This is a genomic window from Aeromonas sp. S9(2024), assembly GCF_041403185.1.
Taxonomy (GTDB): domain Bacteria; phylum Pseudomonadota; class Gammaproteobacteria; order Enterobacterales; family Aeromonadaceae; genus Aeromonas; species Aeromonas enteropelogenes.
Map to the genome: position 1 here is coordinate 197,060 of NZ_JBGLRE010000005.1, position 16,857 is coordinate 213,916.

15 protein-coding genes and 1 pseudogene are annotated in these 16,857 nt (G+C 54.2%); 6 read left to right on the forward strand and 10 right to left on the reverse strand.

What is annotated here, in order from left to right; translation table 11 throughout:
• The first annotated feature begins 18 nt into the window (after nucleotides 1-18).
• The gene (locus ACB028_RS10720; protein WP_371144250.1) at nucleotides 19-885 is read left to right on the forward strand and encodes a D-hexose-6-phosphate mutarotase; all 867 of its coding nucleotides are present in this window, start codon (nucleotides 19-21) and stop codon (nucleotides 883-885) included.
• Between the two features lie 66 nt (nucleotides 886-951).
• Here ACB028_RS10720 and nadA read toward each other — a convergent pair whose 3' ends face one another.
• The 3 genes from nadA to ACB028_RS10735 form a co-directional block, all read right to left on the reverse strand.
• On the reverse strand, nucleotides 952-2,025 hold the full coding sequence (gene nadA / locus ACB028_RS10725; RefSeq protein WP_026457040.1) for a quinolinate synthase NadA: 1,074 nt from the start codon (nucleotides 2,023-2,025) through the stop codon (nucleotides 952-954).
• A gap of 214 nt (nucleotides 2,026-2,239) precedes the next feature.
• On the reverse strand, nucleotides 2,240-2,695 hold the full coding sequence (locus ACB028_RS10730; protein ID WP_224210367.1) for an NfeD family protein: 456 nt from the start codon (nucleotides 2,693-2,695) through the stop codon (nucleotides 2,240-2,242).
• Nucleotides 2,692-3,615, reverse strand: coding sequence for an SPFH domain-containing protein (locus ACB028_RS10735; RefSeq protein WP_042071176.1), 924 nt, complete (start codon nucleotides 3,613-3,615; stop codon nucleotides 2,692-2,694). Before ACB028_RS10735 ends, ACB028_RS10730 begins: the two co-directional genes overlap by 4 nt.
• Before the next feature lie 256 nt (nucleotides 3,616-3,871).
• Between ACB028_RS10735 and cysG the strand changes: the two genes are divergently transcribed.
• From cysG to cysC, 5 genes are all read left to right on the forward strand, one after another.
• Nucleotides 3,872-5,305: a siroheme synthase CysG gene (gene cysG, locus ACB028_RS10740; protein ID WP_371144251.1), complete on the forward strand. Its 1,434-nt coding sequence runs from the start codon at nucleotides 3,872-3,874 to the stop codon at nucleotides 5,303-5,305.
• Nucleotides 5,306-5,410: 105 nt separating this feature from the next.
• Nucleotides 5,411-6,319 carry a sulfate adenylyltransferase subunit CysD gene (cysD, locus tag ACB028_RS10745; protein WP_201979425.1) on the forward strand — a complete coding sequence of 303 codons (909 nt, stop codon included), beginning with the start codon at nucleotides 5,411-5,413 and terminating at the stop codon, nucleotides 6,317-6,319.
• 24 nt (nucleotides 6,320-6,343) lie between these two features.
• Nucleotides 6,344-7,771: a sulfate adenylyltransferase subunit CysN gene (gene cysN / locus ACB028_RS10750; protein ID WP_061476168.1), complete on the forward strand. Its 1,428-nt coding sequence runs from the start codon at nucleotides 6,344-6,346 to the stop codon at nucleotides 7,769-7,771.
• Nucleotides 7,772-7,775: 4 nt separating this feature from the next.
• Nucleotides 7,776-9,500, forward strand: a complete 1,725-nt coding sequence (locus tag ACB028_RS10755; protein ID WP_371144252.1) for an SLC13 family permease — start codon at nucleotides 7,776-7,778, stop codon at nucleotides 9,498-9,500.
• A gap of 146 nt (nucleotides 9,501-9,646) precedes the next feature.
• Nucleotides 9,647-10,237, forward strand: a complete 591-nt coding sequence (gene cysC, locus ACB028_RS10760; RefSeq protein WP_371144253.1) for an adenylyl-sulfate kinase — start codon at nucleotides 9,647-9,649, stop codon at nucleotides 10,235-10,237.
• A gap of 226 nt (nucleotides 10,238-10,463) precedes the next feature.
• Here cysC and ACB028_RS10765 read toward each other — a convergent pair whose 3' ends face one another.
• The 7 genes and pseudogenes from ACB028_RS10765 to ACB028_RS10795 form a co-directional block, all read right to left on the reverse strand.
• Nucleotides 10,464-10,883, reverse strand: a complete 420-nt coding sequence (locus tag ACB028_RS10765) for a hypothetical protein (RefSeq protein ID WP_371144254.1) — start codon at nucleotides 10,881-10,883, stop codon at nucleotides 10,464-10,466.
• A gap of 24 nt (nucleotides 10,884-10,907) precedes the next feature.
• Nucleotides 10,908-11,735 carry a hypothetical protein gene (locus ACB028_RS10770; RefSeq protein ID WP_371144255.1) on the reverse strand — a complete coding sequence of 276 codons (828 nt, stop codon included), beginning with the start codon at nucleotides 11,733-11,735 and terminating at the stop codon, nucleotides 10,908-10,910.
• A 178-nt stretch (nucleotides 11,736-11,913) separates the two neighbouring features.
• Nucleotides 11,914-12,942 carry a toll/interleukin-1 receptor domain-containing protein gene (locus ACB028_RS10775; RefSeq protein ID WP_371144256.1) on the reverse strand — a complete coding sequence of 343 codons (1,029 nt, stop codon included), beginning with the start codon at nucleotides 12,940-12,942 and terminating at the stop codon, nucleotides 11,914-11,916.
• A 620-nt stretch (nucleotides 12,943-13,562) separates the two neighbouring features.
• A pseudogene (locus ACB028_RS10780) lies at nucleotides 13,563-13,828 on the reverse strand (chemotaxis protein); the annotation flags it as partial.
• 48 nt (nucleotides 13,829-13,876) lie between these two features.
• Nucleotides 13,877-14,494: a nucleotidyltransferase domain-containing protein gene (locus ACB028_RS10785; protein ID WP_371144257.1), complete on the reverse strand. Its 618-nt coding sequence runs from the start codon at nucleotides 14,492-14,494 to the stop codon at nucleotides 13,877-13,879.
• Nucleotides 14,495-14,519: 25 nt separating this feature from the next.
• Nucleotides 14,520-14,945, reverse strand: a complete 426-nt coding sequence (locus tag ACB028_RS10790; protein ID WP_371144258.1) for a nuclear transport factor 2 family protein — start codon at nucleotides 14,943-14,945, stop codon at nucleotides 14,520-14,522.
• Between the two features lie 131 nt (nucleotides 14,946-15,076).
• The gene (locus ACB028_RS10795) at nucleotides 15,077-15,961 is read right to left on the reverse strand and encodes an alpha/beta hydrolase family protein (RefSeq protein WP_371144259.1); all 885 of its coding nucleotides are present in this window, start codon (nucleotides 15,959-15,961) and stop codon (nucleotides 15,077-15,079) included.
• Nucleotides 15,962-16,857 lie beyond the last annotated feature (896 nt).

The following is a 16,857-nucleotide window of genomic DNA, read 5'->3' on the forward strand; positions in this document are numbered from 1 at the left end:
ATGATGACAGGAGTCCACATGCAATCCATTCGTCCCCTGACCGCCAACTGCCAGCTCGCCAACAATGCGGCCGGTCTGCCCGTTCTCACCATCAGCAATGACTGCGCCAGGGCCGAGATCAGCCTGTTCGGCGCCCATGTGCTGAGTTATCAGCGCCATGGCGAACCCGCCTCCATCTGGTTGAGTGACAAGGCCGTGCTGGATGGCAGCAAGCCGATCCGTGGCGGCATTCCCCTCTGCTGGCCCTGGTTCGGCCCGGCGCCGGCTCGCGTCGGTAGCGGCAAACCCTCCCACGGCTTTGCCCGCACCATCCCCTGGACCCTGGACGGCGTCTCCGATCACGCCGACGGTACCTTGGTGCATCTCTCCCTGCGCGACAGCGAGGCGACCCGCACCCAGTGGGATCACGCCTTCGAGCTGGAGCTGGACGTGCTGGTAGGCAAGGAGCTTTCCCTGGTGCTGACCACCCGCAACACCGGCAGTGAGCCTCTCGTCTACAGTGGAGCCTTACACACCTATCTGACGATCAGCCAGCCGGAAGCTGTCAGCGTCAACGGGCTGGGTGAACCCTATGCCGACAAGCTGACCGGTCAGGATGGCAAGCAGCAGGGGGCCTTGACCCTGAGCGGCCCGCTGGATCGCGTCTATTGGCAGCCCGAGGCGCTGGTCAGCGTCAAGGATGGTGAGCGCGAAATCCGTGTGGTGAGTGGCAACCATGACAGTGTGGTGGTCTGGACTCCCTGGCAGGAAGGGGCCACCGCCATGGCCGACATGAGTGACGATGGCTATCGCACCATGCTGTGCGTCGAGGCGGCCATCGCAGGCGAGGCGGGCATCACCGTCCCCCCCGACGAGGAGCACAGCTTCTCCACCGTGATCATCTGACGGTGTGACAGATAAATGAAGAGGGCTCCCGCAGGAGCCCTCTTTGTATTTCGTCATCAGGAGCAATCAGGCATTGCCCTGAGTCTTGAGCTTGAGTTCAGCGGCAAAGTCCAGCATGCGATCGAGGGGGATCAGGGCCTTGAGTCGCAAGGCTTCGTCCACATGGATCTCGTGGCGCTCGGCACCATCGGTGAGGGCGGACTTGATGGCCACCAGGCCGTTCATCGCCATCCAGGGGCAGTGGGCGCAGCTGCGGCAGGTGGCGCCATCACCACCGGTGGGCGCTTCCACCATCTCTTTCTCCGGACAGGCCTGCTGCATCTTGTAAAAGATGCCGCGATCGGTCGCCACGATGAGCTTCTGCTGGGGCAGCTCTCTGGCTGCCTTGATCAGCTGGCTGGTGGAGCCCACCGCATCGGCCAGTTCGATGACAGAGGCGGGGGATTCGGGGTGCACCAGCACGGCGGCATCCGGATTCTGCGCTTTCAGATCGCGCAGGGCGCGGGCCTTGAACTCGTCGTGGACGATGCAGTGCCCCTGCCAGCGCAGCATCTCGGCGCCGGTCTTCTTTTCGATGTAGGCGCCCAGGTGGCGATCCGGGCCCCAGATGATCTTCTTGCCCTGGCTGTCGAGGTGTTCGACGATCTCCAGCGCTATGCTGGAGGTCACCACCCAGTCAGCCCGCGCCTTGACCGCCGCCGAGGTGTTGGCGTAGACCACCACGGTATGGTCGGGATGGGCATCGCAGAAGGCGGAGAATTGCTCGATGGGGCAGCCCAGATCGAGAGAGCACTCGGCCTCCAGAGTTGGCATCAGCACTCGCTTGTGGGGGCTCAGGATCTTGGAGGTCTCCCCCATGAAGCGCACGCCTGCCACGATCAGGGTCTGGGCGGCGTGATCCCGGCCAAAGCGGGCCATCTCGAGGGAATCCCCGACGAAACCACCGGTGGCTTCGGCCAGCGCCTGAATCTCGGGATCCGTGTAGTAGTGGGCGACCAGCACGGCCTGACGCTCCTTGAGCAGTGCCTTGATGTCTGCGATCAGGGTCGTCTTCTGCTCGGCGCTCAGGGGAACCGGTTTGGCCGGAAACGGGTAGTCCATCTCGACTACCGGCGGGATACTGCTCAGTGCATTGCTCATTGCGACTGTTCCATCAACGCTTGGAAAGGCAAAAATTATAACCAGAAGCTGGGCACAAACCCATCAACAAATCGGTCCTTGTGCGGCGTTCGACATATCCCTCTGTTATTTCATCGGGTGGGGGAGTCGTCCGTTACTGGTGAAGGGCCGCCATGGATATTGACCAACAAAAAGCCCGCGCGATGGCGGGCTTGACGTCAGTCGGCGAAGACCATCAGGGGAGGGGCTCGACCAGCAGGATATGGGAGTCATGCCCCGTCACCCGAACCCTGCTGCCCGCCGGGAGAGGCTGGTTGCAGCGCACCGTCCAGACGGTGTCGTCCAGATGGACCCGGCTCGTGCCCTGATTGACATCATCCAGCAGGGTCAGCTCGCGTCCCAGATAGCTCTGCATCCGCTCGTTGATGGGGGCGGCGGCATCCTGACCCGAGCGATCCCGCTGGTGCTGCCAGCGCCACCAGGCCCAGGTGGTGAGCAGGGATTGCACCGCAAATAGCAGCAGCTGAGCCTGCCAGCCGAAGGGCCACACCAGCAGCAGCAGGCCTACCTCCAGCGCGGCGATGCCGGTCCAGAGCAGAAAGCCCACCGACCCCAGCACTTCGATGGCCAGCAGCACGAAGCCGAGCCCCAGCCAGTGCCAGTGGGTCAGTCCCTCGAACAGGGCTGTCATGGTTTGCCGCCCTTGCCATCCTTGTTGAACAGCTCTGCCATGCCGGCCACCGAGCCTATCAGGCTGCCCGCCTCCAGCGGCATCATCACCACCTTGCTGTTGGGGCCTTCACCGATGCGGGCCAGGGCCTCGGTGTACTTCTGGGCCACGAAGTAGTTGATGGCCTGCAGATCCCCTTCGGCGATGGCTTTTGACACCATATGGGTTGCCTTGGCTTCTGCTTCTGCTGCCCGCTCCCGCGCCTCGGCGGCGAGGAAAGCGGCCTGACGCTCACCCTCGGCTTTGAGGATCTGGGATTGTTTCTCCCCCTCGGCCTTGAGGATTTTGGACTGGCGAACCCCTTCGGCTTCCAGTACTTCGGCCCGTTTCTGGCGCTCGGCCTTCATCTGGGCGTTCATGGCTTCTACCAGCGCCAGCGGCGGGCGTACATCCTTGATCTCGATGCGGGTTACCTTGATCCCCCAGGGGGCGGTGGCGGCATCCATGGTGCGCAGCAACTTCTCGTTGATGGTGTCGCGTTGGGAGAGCATCTCGTCCAGCTCCATGGCGCCCAGCACGGTACGCATATTGGTCATGGTGAGGTTGCGGATGGCGCTGGTCAGATCGTTCACTTCATAGCCCGCCTTGCGGGCGTCCACCACCTGCACGAAGCTGATGGCGTCGATGGTGACGTTGGCGTTGTCGCGGGAGATCACCTCCTGTGCCGGGATGTCCAGTACCTGCTCCATCATGATGATCTTGTGGCCGATGCGATCTATGTAAGGGATCAGCAGGTTGAGACCGGGGGTGAGGGTACGGGTATAGCGGCCGAAGCGCTCCACGGTCCAGTTGTAACCCTGCGGCACAATCTTGATCCCGGCGCTCAGGGTGGCGATCACCAGGAATATGAAAATTCCCAGCACAATCAATGATTCATTCATCATTTGACTCCGTTTCAATGTGTCTCGATAGACTATACCCCGCACGGTGAAAGCACCAGTCACCCGCTGCATGCCGGGCATTTCGCTACCCGCAACCTTCTTTTCTGCACCCTCTATTCAAGGGCATCGCGCTCTCTCTGATTTGCCATCCTGCGGCAAAGCATATTCCAAAAAGATATAAATGAACGTCCTTTATTATTTTATCGCGCTTAGCCATCCCGATAGAGTGCGCTCATCAGGTATGGAGAGATGCAAAATGGATTATTTGCCGATGTTTGCCAAATTGGACGGTCGCCCTGTGTTGCTGGTGGGCGGGGGCGAGGTCGCCATGCGCAAGGCGCGCCTGCTGCTGGCGGCCGGTGCCCGGCTGACCCTGGTCTCTCCTGAACTGGACCCCGCATTCGATGAATTTGCCGATCGCTTCACCCATCTGGCCGAGCGTTTCCGCCCGGATCATCTGGCGGGTCAACTGCTGGCCGTGGCGGCGACCGACGATCTCGAGGTCAACGCCCTGGTCTATCAAAGCGCCAACCAGCTGGGCCTGTTCGTCAACTTGGTGGACGACCCCAAGCGCTCCAGCTTTATCTTCCCCTCCATCATCGATCGCAGCCCCATCATGGTGGCGGTCTCCAGCGGCGGCAAGGCGCCGGTACTGGTACGCCTGCTGCGTGAGCGGCTCGAGAGCCTGCTGCCGCGCCATCTCGGCGGCCTGGCCGAGCTCTCCGGCCGGGTGCGCGACAAGGCCAAGCGGGTGCTCTCCTCCATTTCCGATCGTCGCCGCTTCTGGGAGCGCGCCTTTGCCTCCAACACCCTGGCCGGTCTGATTGAGAAAGAAGATTGGCAAGGGGCTGAGCAGTGGCTGAACCAGGGGCTCGACCATGCGAAAAGCGAAGTGGGCGAGGTGGTGCTGGTGGGGGCGGGCCCCGGCGATCCGGGCCTGCTGACCCTCAAGGCGTTGCAACAAATTCAGCAGGCCGAAGTGGTGCTTTATGACCAGCTGGTCTCCGCCGAGATCCTGGATCTGGTACGCCGCGATGCGACCCTGGTGTCGGTCGGCAAGAAGGCCGGCGCCCACAGCGTGCCGCAGGAGGAGACCAATCGCCTGCTGGTGGAATACGCCAGGGCGGGCAACCGGGTGGTGCGGCTCAAGGGGGGGGATCCCTTTATGTTCGGCCGTGGCGGCGAAGAGCTGGAAGTGCTGGCGGACGAAGGCATCCCCTTCTCCGTGGTGCCCGGCATCACGGCCGCCGCCGGTGCCACCGCCTATGCCGGCATTCCGCTCACCCACCGCGACCATGCCCAGAGCGCCGTTTTTATCACGGGCCACTGCCAGAAAGAGGGCAAGGAGCCCGACTGGCAGCAGCTCGCCGCCACCAGCCAGACCCTGGTCATCTACATGGGGTTGATGCGCTCCGAGTATATCCAGCAGCAACTGGTGAACCATGGCCGCAGCCCAGCCACCCCCATCGCCATCATAGAGCGCGGCACCACGGCGCGGCAGCGAGTGCTGACCGGCACCCTGGCGGATCTGGCCGAGCTGGCCGCCCAGGCGGTGAGCCCCTCCCTTATCGTCATCGGCGAGGTGGTGGCCTTGCGCGAACGGCTGGCCTGGTTTGGCGAGGGATATGAACAGAACACGGGGCGCAGCGATCTCGATGGCTGCGATCTCAAGCTGGTAAAGCTGGCCTGAGCGCCGGCATAGAGAAGCGAATTGACGCTGCCGCCACTGCGGCCGCGAATTGAACCAACACCGCGCCCTGACCTGGCGTGTTAGCAATGACCCGAGGACCCAGACATGGACCGTGAAAGATTGACCCACTTGCAGCAACTGGAAGCCGAGAGCATCCACATCATCCGCGAGGTGGCTGCCGAATTTGAAAACCCGGTGATGATGTACTCCATCGGCAAGGACTCCTCCGTCATGCTGCACCTGGCCCGCAAGGCCTTCTATCCGGGCAAGATCCCGTTTCCCTTGCTGCACGTCGATACCGACTGGAAGTTCAAGGAGATGATCAAGTTTCGTGACGAGACCGCCAAGAAGTACGGGCTGGATCTTATCGTCCACAAGAACCCGGAAGGGCTCGCCATGGGCATCAACCCCTTTGTGCACGGCAGCGGCAAGCACACCGACATCATGAAGACCGAGGGGCTCAAGCAGGCGCTCAACAAATACGGCTTCGACGCCGCCTTCGGCGGGGCCCGCCGCGACGAGGAGAAATCCCGTGCCAAGGAGCGGGTCTACTCCTTCCGCGACAAGTCTCACCGCTGGGATCCGAAAAACCAGCGCCCCGAGCTGTGGCGCGTCTACAACAGCCAGGTCAACAAGGGGGAGAGTATCCGGGTGTTCCCCCTCTCCAACTGGACCGAGCTCGATATCTGGCAATACATCTATCTGGAGAACATTGACATAGTGCCGCTCTATTTCGCGGCTCACCGCCCTGTGGTGGAACGCAATGGCATCAAGATCATGGTGGACGACGAGCGCATGCCGCTGACCGCCGATGACGAGGTGAAGCAGGAGCTGGTGCGCTTCCGTACTCTCGGCTGCTACCCGCTGACCGGGGCCATCGAATCCAATGCCACCACCCTGCCGGAGATCATCGAGGAGATGCTGATCACCACCTCGAGCGAGCGGCAAGGGCGGCTCATCGACCACGATCAGGCCGGCTCCATGGAGCAGAAGAAGCGTCAGGGCTATTTCTAAAAAAATGTTCTAAGGAATCGCAACATGAACAACCACATTCAGACCGCCATCAGCGAACAGGGCATTGAAGCCTACCTGCACGCCCAGCAGCACAAGAGCCTGCTGCGTTTTCTCACCTGCGGCAGCGTGGACGACGGCAAGAGCACCCTTATCGGCCGCCTGCTGCACGACTCCCAGCAGATCTATGAAGATCAGTTGAAAGCGCTGGAGTCCGACAGCCAGAAGCTCGGTACCACCGGCGAGAAGCTGGACCTGGCCCTGCTGGTGGACGGCCTGCAGGCGGAGCGCGAGCAGGGCATCACCATCGACGTGGCCTACCGCTACTTCTCGACCGCGAAACGCAAATTTATCATCTCGGATACCCCGGGCCACGAGCAGTACACCCGCAACATGGCCACCGGCGCCTCCACCTGCGATCTGGCCATCATCCTGATCGACGCCCGCAAGGGGGTGCTGGATCAGACCCGTCGCCACAGCTTTATCGCGAGCCTGCTCGGCATCAAGCAGTTCGTGGTAGCGGTCAACAAGATGGATCTGGTGGAGTTCAGCCAGGAGGTATTCGAGCGCATCAGTGCCGAATATCGCGAATTCGCCAAGAAGCTCAGCGTCGACACCATCCATATCGTGCCAGTCTCGGCGCTGGACGGTGACAACGTGGTCAACCAAAGCGACAAGCTGGCCTGGTACGAGGGTGAGACCCTGCTTTCCTTGCTGGAAAACGCCGAAGTGGAGCGCGAGCTGGAGCGCCACCCGGTGCGCCTGCCGGTGCAGTACGTGAATCGCCCCAACCTCGATTTTCGCGGCTTCGCGGGGACCCTGGCCTCCGGCATTCTGCGGGTCGGCGACCGGCTTGCGGTGCTGCCGTCCGGCAAAGAGAGCACGGTCACCCGCATCGTCACCTTCGACGGGGATCTGGAGTACGCCCTGCCGGGTCAGGCCATCACGGTCACCTTCGCGGACGAGATCGACATCAGCCGGGGCGACCTGCTGGTAGATGCGGCGAAGAAGCCCCAGGTGACCCAGAACGTGCTGGCTCACATCGTCTGGATGGGGGAAGAGTCCCTGCAACCGGGCCGGGTCTATGACGTCAAGCTGGCCACCAAGAAGAGCCGTGGCCAGGTGGAGGCCATTCGCCACCGTATCGAGATCAACAAGCTCGATGAGCTGGATGCGAGCGAACTCAAGCTCAACGAGATCGGCCTGTGCGAACTGAGCCTGACCGACCCGGTGGCGTTCGACCCGTACCAGGAGATCCGCGATACCGGCAGCTTTATCCTGATCGACCGGCTGACCAACGTCACCGTTGGCGCCGGCATGATAGTGGAAGGGCTGGCCGCAAAAGCGGTAGCTGGGCGCTACAGCGAGTTCGAGATCGAACTCAACGCCCTGGTGCGCAAGCACTTCCCCCACTGGCAGGCGCTGGCCATCGGCAACGACGGCAACAAGGAGTAAGGCCATGACCTGGCAACAATCTCTGGTGCTGGGTCTGCTGGCTGCCCTCGTCGTCCTGCTGATCCAGGGCAAATTCAGGCCGGCGCTGCTCTTCTCGGGCGCCGTGCTCATCACCTATCTGAGCGGCCTGGCGGACATCAACGCCGTGGTGGCGGGCTACACCAACAGCGCCCTGTTGACCCTGGTACTGCTGCTGCTGGTATCGCTGGCGGTGGAGAAGACCCGGATCATGAGCTGGTTCGCCAACCTGGTAGGCACCGGCTCCTTCAACAAGGTGCTGGTGAAGGTGTGGTTCTCCACCGCCTTCCTGTCGGCGTTCGTCAACAACACCGCCGTGGTGGCCTCCATGCTGGGGGCGGTCAAACGCAACCCCAACCATGCCCCTTCACGGCTGTTGCTGCCCATGTGCTTCGCCGCCACCTTCGGGGGCGTACTGACCCTGATCGGCACCTCCACCAACCTGATCGTCAACAGCTTTCTGGTCAAGATGGGGGTTCCTCCACTCGGCATGTTCGACTTCTTTATGGTGGGGGCGGGGACCCTGCTGACCGGTCTCATCGCCGTGTTGCTGTTTGCCCGCCATCTGCCGGAGCAGGACACAGAGATGAGCCGCGAGTCCGGCTATTTTCTCGAAGCCAAGGTGGGTCCTGGCTCCCCCATGGCTGGGCGCAGCGTCAAGGAGAACGGCCTGCGCAGCCTGAAAAGCCTCTATCTTGCCGAGATCATCCGGGGCAATCAGGTGATCTGCCCGGTGCAGCCGGAACACGAGCTGCACGAGGGGGACATGCTGCTGTTTTGCGGTGATGTGGAGAGCGTCGGCGTGCTGCAGGAGCTCAAGGGGCTGGATCTCTACGGCCAGCACCGCCTCAACGGCCAGCACCTGGTGGAGGTGATCGTCAGCCATAGCTCGCGCCTGGTGGGGCAGACCATCAAGGATGCGGAGTTTCGCACCCACTTCGATGCGGTGGTGCTGGCGGTGCGCCGGGGCGAGACCCAGCTCACCGGCGGCCTCGGCCAGATTGAACTGCACGCAGGGGACACCTTGCTGCTGGCGCCCGGCCCCAAGTTTGCCGGCAACAAGTCCCTCTCCCGGGAGTTTCTGGTGGTGAGCGGGCTGGAGGCCTCGACCAGGCTCGATGGCAAGCGTAGCGCCGCCGTGGTGGCGGGGTTCCTTGGGGTGCTGACCCTGTCGGTGTTCGATTTGGTGCCGCTGTTCAAGGGGTTGCTGATGATGCTGGTGGTGCTGCTGTTTTCACGCATCCTGACCCTGGACGAGATCCGCCGCCGCTTTCCGCTGGATATCTGGCTGGTGGTGGGCGGGGCGCTGGCCATCGCAGATCAGCTGGAGCAGAGCGGGCTGGCAAAACTTATCGCCGACTGGCTGATGGGGGAGTTCAACGGTGCCAGCCCCATCATCGCCTTTATCGGCATCTACCTGTTTACCCTGGTGTTGACCGAGCTGATGAGCAACAACGCCGCCGCCGCGCTGGCCTTCCCCATGGGTTACCAGCTGGCGCTCAGCATGGACGTCTCCACCATGCCGTTCATTCTGGCGGTGCTGTTCGGGGCGAGCTCCAGCTTTATCCTGCCCTACGGATACCAGACCAACCTGATGGTCTATGCCGCGGGCAACTACAAGATGCCGGACTACCTCAAGCTGGCCCTGCCGGTCTCCCTGGCCTACAGCATCGGGGTGATCATCATGGTGCCCCTGCTGTTTCCGTTTTAAGGCGGCGCAATTGGGGGCCTGGTGCCTTGCAGGGAATAGGAATACACGACGAACATGGCCCCCGTCAGTGGCGAGTGGCCAGAGGCTGAGCTCAAGGAGCCAGACCGTTTCAGCATTGAGGCGCGAGCGCCAAGCAAGGAGTGTGAATGAGCAATATCGTGTGGCATGCCCATGCCGTCGACAAACAGAGCCGGGCCGAGCAGAAAGGACAGAAGCCGCTGGTGATCTGGTTCACCGGCCTGTCGGGGGCGGGTAAATCCACCCTGGCGGGAGCCTTGGAGCAGGCGCTGGCCGCCTCGGGTAAGCACACCTATCTGCTGGATGGGGACAATGTGCGTCACGGTCTGTGCGGGGATCTCGGCTTCGACGATGCCGCCCGCCAGGAGAATATCCGCCGGGTCGGCGAGGTGGCGAAACTGATGGTGGATGCGGGACTTATCGTACTCACCGCCTTTATCTCGCCGTTTCGTGCCGAGCGGGAGCTGGTGCGTAATCTTGTGGGTGAAGGGGAGTTTGTCGAAGTCTTTGTCGATGCGCCGCTTGCCGTCTGCGAAGAGCGCGACCCCAAGGGACTCTACAAAAAGGCGCGAGCAGGGGAGATCACGAATTTTACCGGTATCGACTCCGCCTACGAGGCGCCGGAGCAGCCGGAGATCCATCTGCTGAACGCCGGCAAGCCGGTGGAGGCCCTAGTAGATGAGTTGCTGACTGCGCTAAGGCTGGGGAATTATTTGTAGTGGTTGAGTGGCGCCATTTAATAAAGGGAGCTGGAGTTGGCTACCATAGGCGCTGATGAGTTGGCAGCTTCTTTCATTTACGAAACTCCAATATCACATAACGTTTGGTTAAGGGGCAGGCAACGCATAACAACCAAACTCAAACACAACAACTGTAACTACAGCGGCTCAATGGAACTGGAAACGCCACGCGTTGACAGTCCCTCTTGAGACGTTTGTTATACCGTTAATCGACTTGGCACGAAAAGCTACATGTTATCGAACGAAATTTAGCATTCTCACTGTAATCTCTACCATCAAACCAATAAATTTTTTGATTTTCAGAAACGGCACAACTATTAACAGATGTACTTCCCAAAGCACAAAGTGATAGTTGTCTTTTTAACGCTTCTGGCTCAATGAAGTACTGGCAAGTTAGAGATGACTCTTCTCGATTATCGTATCGTTGTAATACTCCGACCCTGCCCACTTTGACTTCATATAATTCATCCTGCCCTTGAGTAGAATCTTGGAAAATATCTTTACTTGCACGTAATACACAGAAACCATTACTCTCAGCATAAAGGTTAATTTTCACAGGCTCACTTGCATTAGCAACTCCTGTAAAAATGGCCAAAAATGATGAAATTCCAACTGCCAATTTCATAAAATCCTCCTAAGGTATAACGCTTCAAGCAGAGGCGGAAGCTTGGCTGGCCTCCTGCTGGCTTGATTTGTTAGGCGATACAATTTTGCTATTTTCAATCAACCTGTCGACATCGCATTTTATATTGATATATTCATGGCCATTTGATGAATAAATATAGCTAGGTGGAGCTTCAAATTTTCCGGTTGAATTACGATACGTTCCGATAACTGCATATCTCGGAGTAATGACAACGTTCAATGCAAAATAATGATCATAAAAATATATGTTCAATATGTGATTTTCATTCCCATACCGCTTATAGTCATTCAACGTTTTTATGCTGTCTCGGATTTTTATTTTATAGTGATCTTGCTCTTTTCCATTTCTTTCACACAACGCAGCCTGTGAATTAGAGTCAGGATTTAGAAAAATTATATTTGTGATTTTACCCGCTAATTTAAATCTTGCACTCAGTTCCCCTGAGTTATTTGAAATGAAATTCTTCCCATCATTCATGACGATCGAAATAATGTCATCGCGCTCGATATCAATGCCTACAGACTTCAATTGATTGGAATAGACAGCCTTTACCAACCCATCCTTTTCCATGTCTACAAGAATTGGGAATTTACTATGCACCAAATCTTTCAACTCATTATTTGTATGGAATTTTATAGTTTCATTCACATAGTATGAAATCGTCAAAAGTATAAATATTGAAGTCCCTAAACTCAGAAGAATATCATTCCACGGTTTTGGAACGCCGACATATGAAGGGATGACAGCCAAAATTAGAAGAGCAACAACACCCCATGCGGAATATTTGCTTAGAAGCAAACCAAGAATCTTACTTTCTTTACTGTTATTCATATTTCTCCTAGCCCTGATCGCCTAACGCCCGCTTAAGGGACAGCCAACGCTACTACCAACCTACCGCATGACACCGTAATCACAAAACCCAACGTATAATAAAAATGCCACGCGTTGGCTGTCCCTCTTGAAGCGTTTGTTAGCTACTTTCTTGAAATTTTAGCTATAACCTAAAGCATCAATTAATACGTTTATTAATGATTAGCTTAATTTTATCAATTAAATTAGGTAAATTACTTCTATCTCTTAAATCAAAATACTGAATTGAGTTAAGCTCTAGTGGTATATCTGAATCGTCTAGGAGTACTGGAACAATTTTTATCTCTCGGCTGAGATTGTGAGCTATATTAGATTCATGAGAAAACATTTCATTAATATTTTCAACTATGCTTAATTCATCATTTCGCCCGAAGCCTGTTTCGCTAACATTATTTATGTTCTTCGATATAAATGTAATAAATATATCTGACTCTTTTATTGATTTTTCTATCGCGTCTTTCCACTTTTCACCTACTTCTATGTCATATGATGACATCCAAGGTGAAAGCCCTGCATCGATAAATTCTTTATATACATGTTCCACAATCTGCTGGTCATGACTCTTATAACTCAAGAATATTTTCGATTTCCGGTTTTTCTCTAATACATCTGGAGTGTTAATATCGGTTACAGCCTCGATGGGGTCACGTTTTTCTTTGGCAAGTTTCATTAGATGATGGTATAAGTGAACTCTGAGCTTTCGTTCAAATTCCTTTGCCGTTTGGTATTCCCAATATAGTGTTCCGTGCTCTCCTAATTTCTCTTTAAAGTCGAACACTTTCTCTAGTTGTTTTAGCTCACTTTTCCCTCTAATCGTTTGAGAGTCTTTAAAATAAAACATTATTTTAGGTTGCCCATGCTTTAAATAAAGTGAAAAAGCATTGTTAAACTCTTCCTCAGTTCCAGAGGATGCATATTTTGTTTTAGTCCCAAACCTTTGCCACATAACTCCAATCAGTATACTAAACTCACCAATCTGGTCATTAATAACACCTTGAGAATACTCACCAATATCTGGGTACGCATGAGTTTCCCATTTAATCAGCTCGAGATGTAAATTTTCTGATTTACCTATCATAAGCTGAAGATCTTCGATGACATCCTTTACAATATCTCTTTCATCTCCAACATCTCCCGGACTAGCAAGGAATATACGAATACTTTTCAATTTATTCTCCATTATATAAATTCAAAATTAGTACAAAAAACCACAGCGTAGCTAACAGTGATTAGATGGAAGGCGGCACTAATCCGTTAGCAGAGCATTCCATATAACTCCGTAACATTTTCACTGTCGCCAAGTAAAAATAATCATTAAATCATGATGTTATCCGCTTCTTTCTCGTGCTGGGCGTATTCTCTTGACCTCCTCTATTTATGCCACTGTTACTACTGTATGAAAAATATCTCGTCTGTTGGGCGTCGCTGCGCTCTGCACCAACCGATAAAAGCCACGCTACCGCCCCTGAATTCCAGCCTCCAGTCTGCTGCTTGTTACCTGCGTTTTGGCACTGGCTTGGCTCATAGCTGACTCCTGCGAGAGGTTGCCAAGCGGCTATGTTACCGAACGGGGCTTGGGTGAAAAACACAAGCGGGCCGTTTCCTGAGCAAGATCAACAAATTAATCAGTAACGGGCGGTGAGATGGCCGCGCAACAGCGGCAGTCATCAGTGCAGGGGAAAATCGGACAGTGAAGCGAGAGTGCCGCCCTCTTGTTGGCGGGCATTAAAAAACCACATGGGCCCAAAGGCCCATAGGGTTTTGCTGCGGTGATTGTTTGTGTTGTGGTTATCTGGCTTGGCGAACCGGAACGGCGCGGGGGTGGCCACTTCGTAGCGGCTTTGGCTCGCCGGGGCGGTTTTCTGGAACTGGCGCACCAGCCGGTCGAGATCGCTCAACTGGTTTACCAGCTGAGTGATGCCGTGCACGGCGTGCTGGCTGCCGACGCTGGAGTCATCGGCCAAGGTCTTGATGCTGAGCACGTTGCGATCGATATCGGCGGTAACGTGGGACTGCTCCTGCACGGCCTGGGCTATCTGGCTGCTGCCGGCGGCAAACTTATAGTGAAAACCTTATGCGCAGTGCATTCATCTCGGACATTGTTATATACGTGCAACCTGCTTTGCCAAGGCTGCTAACAGATCAATATTTAACGGCTCTTTATACATTTTCTCGAATAGATTGAAAGTCGGCTGGTCATGCTGCTGTAAATAATGGAAGCTTTTCTTTGAACCTAGATACCATAAGTCACGCATGTCAAAATATATCTCCAGAAGGTCATGTTGAAGCCAGGTACGACGATAATGACTATCTATGTCTTCATCATGCGCACGCTCCAGAATTTTCATCACCCACTGTTGAAGGTGTGCCTTATCCATCTCCGACGTTGCCGGTTTGCCATCTGCTAGCTTCTGCTTAACGCGAGCCAGGTAGCTGTTCCCTAAACCTTGTGTATCATAAATGACTTTTCCGTCACCGAAGCGAAGGGCTTCTTTTGGAATTGAACTTAGATAATCGGTTGGGTAAACCCATACATCAAGATAGATGCCATGAAATAACCTCGCATCCCTTTGTTCGCTCGTGTGATCACAGAAACAGGCTATATCGATATCACTGGTTTCGGTTGCATCATTGCGGGCATAAGAGCCATAAAGAATGATTGTATGAGGTGCATATTTTCCTTTCAGCTCTTCCATTGCCAAATCTAGAATGTTGTTCATTTCTACTCCGAGCATATAACAGCTATTAATTTGTCCCTGACAACACAGCAATCCTTGCCACATCTCTACTCGGAAAGTCAGGGTCAACATACACATACATGCGGCTTATCAGCGAGCCTGTAAATTCAAATACACTACAAAAACGGCCCATGGAAATATTATTGTCAGGCCAAGAGGTACCATCACTCATTACTCCCCCTTCTTGCCCCTCGACAATCACGGTGTTGCCAGCAGTCGTTATCTTAAAGCCATCTATGTCGTGCCAGATGCTGGTGAGCGAGCTACCAATTCTATTGCCAAACTCAACCAGTGCATCCTTTCCTTTAGCCTGACCAAACTTGGGGAAGAAAAAATCAACATTCTCCGAGAAAAGGTCAAGATAACTGGGATCACCTGCATCTACTTTCTTGAAATACTCAATCGCTATCTCAACTAAATTTTCCTGTTCCATTACCATTCCTATATCTCTATTAGTTGTTCGCATAACCATGATTGGAAGGAGGGGGTTTACTTTATGACTGCACTCCATCCTGATAGTCGTTATAAAAAGCTTTACATCAATGCATTGTCAGCAGGTCTAAATCAGTGGGGATTGAACTTCTTCGGGTCGCCTAGCTTGGACTGTAACCATAAATTCATATCGCTGACGACCTCTTTGCGCTGACTTTGTCCGTCACTGTCTTTGAATCCATGATCCAGTGCTTCGTAACGCCGATATTCAATATTGTTTTTTCCTAGGTCTTTAAGGCGCTGCATCATTTCATCTTTTTTTTGCGGTGATACCGAAGTATCCATTCCCCCCTGCATGATCAGCAAAGGAGACTTTACTTTTTTAAGGGTATCAAGCTGATCGATGGAGAGCATCTGCTGCCACCAATGATAGCCGTGTCCGCTCACATCAAGTTCAAATGGTTTACTGTTAAGAACATGTCCGGCAAACCCTTTGAAAGCGTCGATCTCTTTTCTCGCCGTTTCGATATTTTTATGCTCTGCAGCGATGCTGTATGAGACGTCATCGATAAACCAGCGGCCACCGCCATTAAAGGCGATGGTAGCATCGATATAGTCAATATCTGCGCTCACCAGGTTGGCGATAACGGCCCCTTCACTGCCACCCAAGAGGATAATTTTCTTGTATTGCACATCTTTTCTAACGGTATCGAGAACAGTTTTGATATCCGCAACCCGCTGCGCAGGGCTATCCTTTTCAAGGTACTGAGCAGGACAGCCCTTGCGTGCCGGATCGGTGCTATATGTTAACCCTTTATCAATGCCGTATTTGTCGACTAGAAGAATATCAGCATCTGGCCAAACATCTTTATAGTCGAAAAGTATCGAATCTATGTTAAGCACGCTGTTGCAATCAGAGCCTTGCAAAATCAACAGCAGTGTATCTGCGTCATGGGCATGTTGGAGCAAGTAATAGGAGATAGGCGAGCCATCATCCCTGCTGGCTGTGCGAGTCATGATCTTCTGAGTGTCTACCGCACTCGTCAAAAAGAGAAAAACAAAAAAATTAATTTTATTTTCATTCTGACTATAAGAGTTTTTGATTTTTCAATGATTGATGTTAAGGCAAGTTTGGCAATCTCATGCTATGAATGTGCTATCAATTTTATCGGTCTGTCTATATGGGGATATTCAATGGTTTAAACTTCATAGTCTAGACTTAATTTATTTCTAAGCACTAATTGATAAGCATGATCTCGCATTAAAAATATCATCAGTTCAACATCCTTAAATTGCGAAATCTTGATGGGGTGGGCTTCCCATCGGGGTGGGGAATGACCAGCATCGTTAAAATGGACAAGATATATTCGTTGTTTACTCCGATACAGAGCAAAAAAATTCATGTCACATTGCTTAGCTATAGATAAATAAGGTTCAAAAGCAAGTTCATACATGTTCATTTCATCATATTCAGTTGAACTTATATAACGAGAGCTCTCGTAGTATGTATCAGGTAAGTTCGTGTCGTGGTTTATGGAATCAAATAGTTTGATAGCATCTTGAATATGAGAAAGCTTTATTATTGGTTTGCTTTTCAAACTTTTACCCCTTTGGTTGTGATCTTCCTAACATTCATTCAGGCATGGCTACCGCCCCTGAATTCCAGCCTCCAGTCTGCTGCTTGTTACCTGCGATATGGCACTGGCCTGATTCATGGCGGACTCCTGCGAGAGGTTGCCAAGCGGATATGTTACCGAACGGGGCTATGGGGGAAAGTGGGAAACTCTCGCTTTCTGAGCAAGATCAATAAATTAATCAATAGTGGGTGAGGCTGGGGCATCTCAACAACGAGCGCACACCAGAGAGGGAGGTAAAGTCGGGAGGTGAAACCGGGGCTGTTGCCAATCAGTTTG

Excerpts from the sequence above, each read along its gene's own strand:
- ACB028_RS10755 (WP_371144252.1), top strand. The coding sequence starts at position 7,776 with ATGACCTGGCAACAATCTCTGGTGCTGGGTCTGCTGGCTGCCCTCGTC.
- ACB028_RS10785 (WP_371144257.1), bottom strand. The coding sequence starts at position 14,494 with ATGAACAACATTCTAGATTTGGCAATGGAAGAGCTGAAAGGAAAATAT.
- ACB028_RS10770 (WP_371144255.1), bottom strand. The coding sequence starts at position 11,735 with ATGAATAACAGTAAAGAAAGTAAGATTCTTGGTTTGCTTCTAAGCAAA.
- nadA (WP_026457040.1), bottom strand. The coding sequence starts at position 2,025 with ATGAGCAATGCACTGAGCAGTATCCCGCCGGTAGTCGAGATGGACTAC.
- cysC (WP_371144253.1), top strand. The coding sequence starts at position 9,647 with ATGAGCAATATCGTGTGGCATGCCCATGCCGTCGACAAACAGAGCCGG.
- ACB028_RS10790 (WP_371144258.1), bottom strand. The coding sequence starts at position 14,945 with ATGGAACAGGAAAATTTAGTTGAGATAGCGATTGAGTATTTCAAGAAA.
- cysN (WP_061476168.1), top strand. The coding sequence starts at position 6,344 with ATGAACAACCACATTCAGACCGCCATCAGCGAACAGGGCATTGAAGCC.
- ACB028_RS10720 (WP_371144250.1), top strand. The coding sequence starts at position 19 with ATGCAATCCATTCGTCCCCTGACCGCCAACTGCCAGCTCGCCAACAAT.
- cysD (WP_201979425.1), top strand. The coding sequence starts at position 5,411 with ATGGACCGTGAAAGATTGACCCACTTGCAGCAACTGGAAGCCGAGAGC.
- cysG (WP_371144251.1), top strand. The coding sequence starts at position 3,872 with ATGGATTATTTGCCGATGTTTGCCAAATTGGACGGTCGCCCTGTGTTG.
- ACB028_RS10795 (WP_371144259.1), bottom strand. The coding sequence starts at position 15,961 with ATGACTCGCACAGCCAGCAGGGATGATGGCTCGCCTATCTCCTATTAC.
- ACB028_RS10765 (WP_371144254.1), bottom strand. The coding sequence starts at position 10,883 with ATGAAATTGGCAGTTGGAATTTCATCATTTTTGGCCATTTTTACAGGA.
- ACB028_RS10730 (WP_224210367.1), bottom strand. The coding sequence starts at position 2,695 with ATGACAGCCCTGTTCGAGGGACTGACCCACTGGCACTGGCTGGGGCTC.
- ACB028_RS10735 (WP_042071176.1), bottom strand. The coding sequence starts at position 3,615 with ATGAATGAATCATTGATTGTGCTGGGAATTTTCATATTCCTGGTGATC.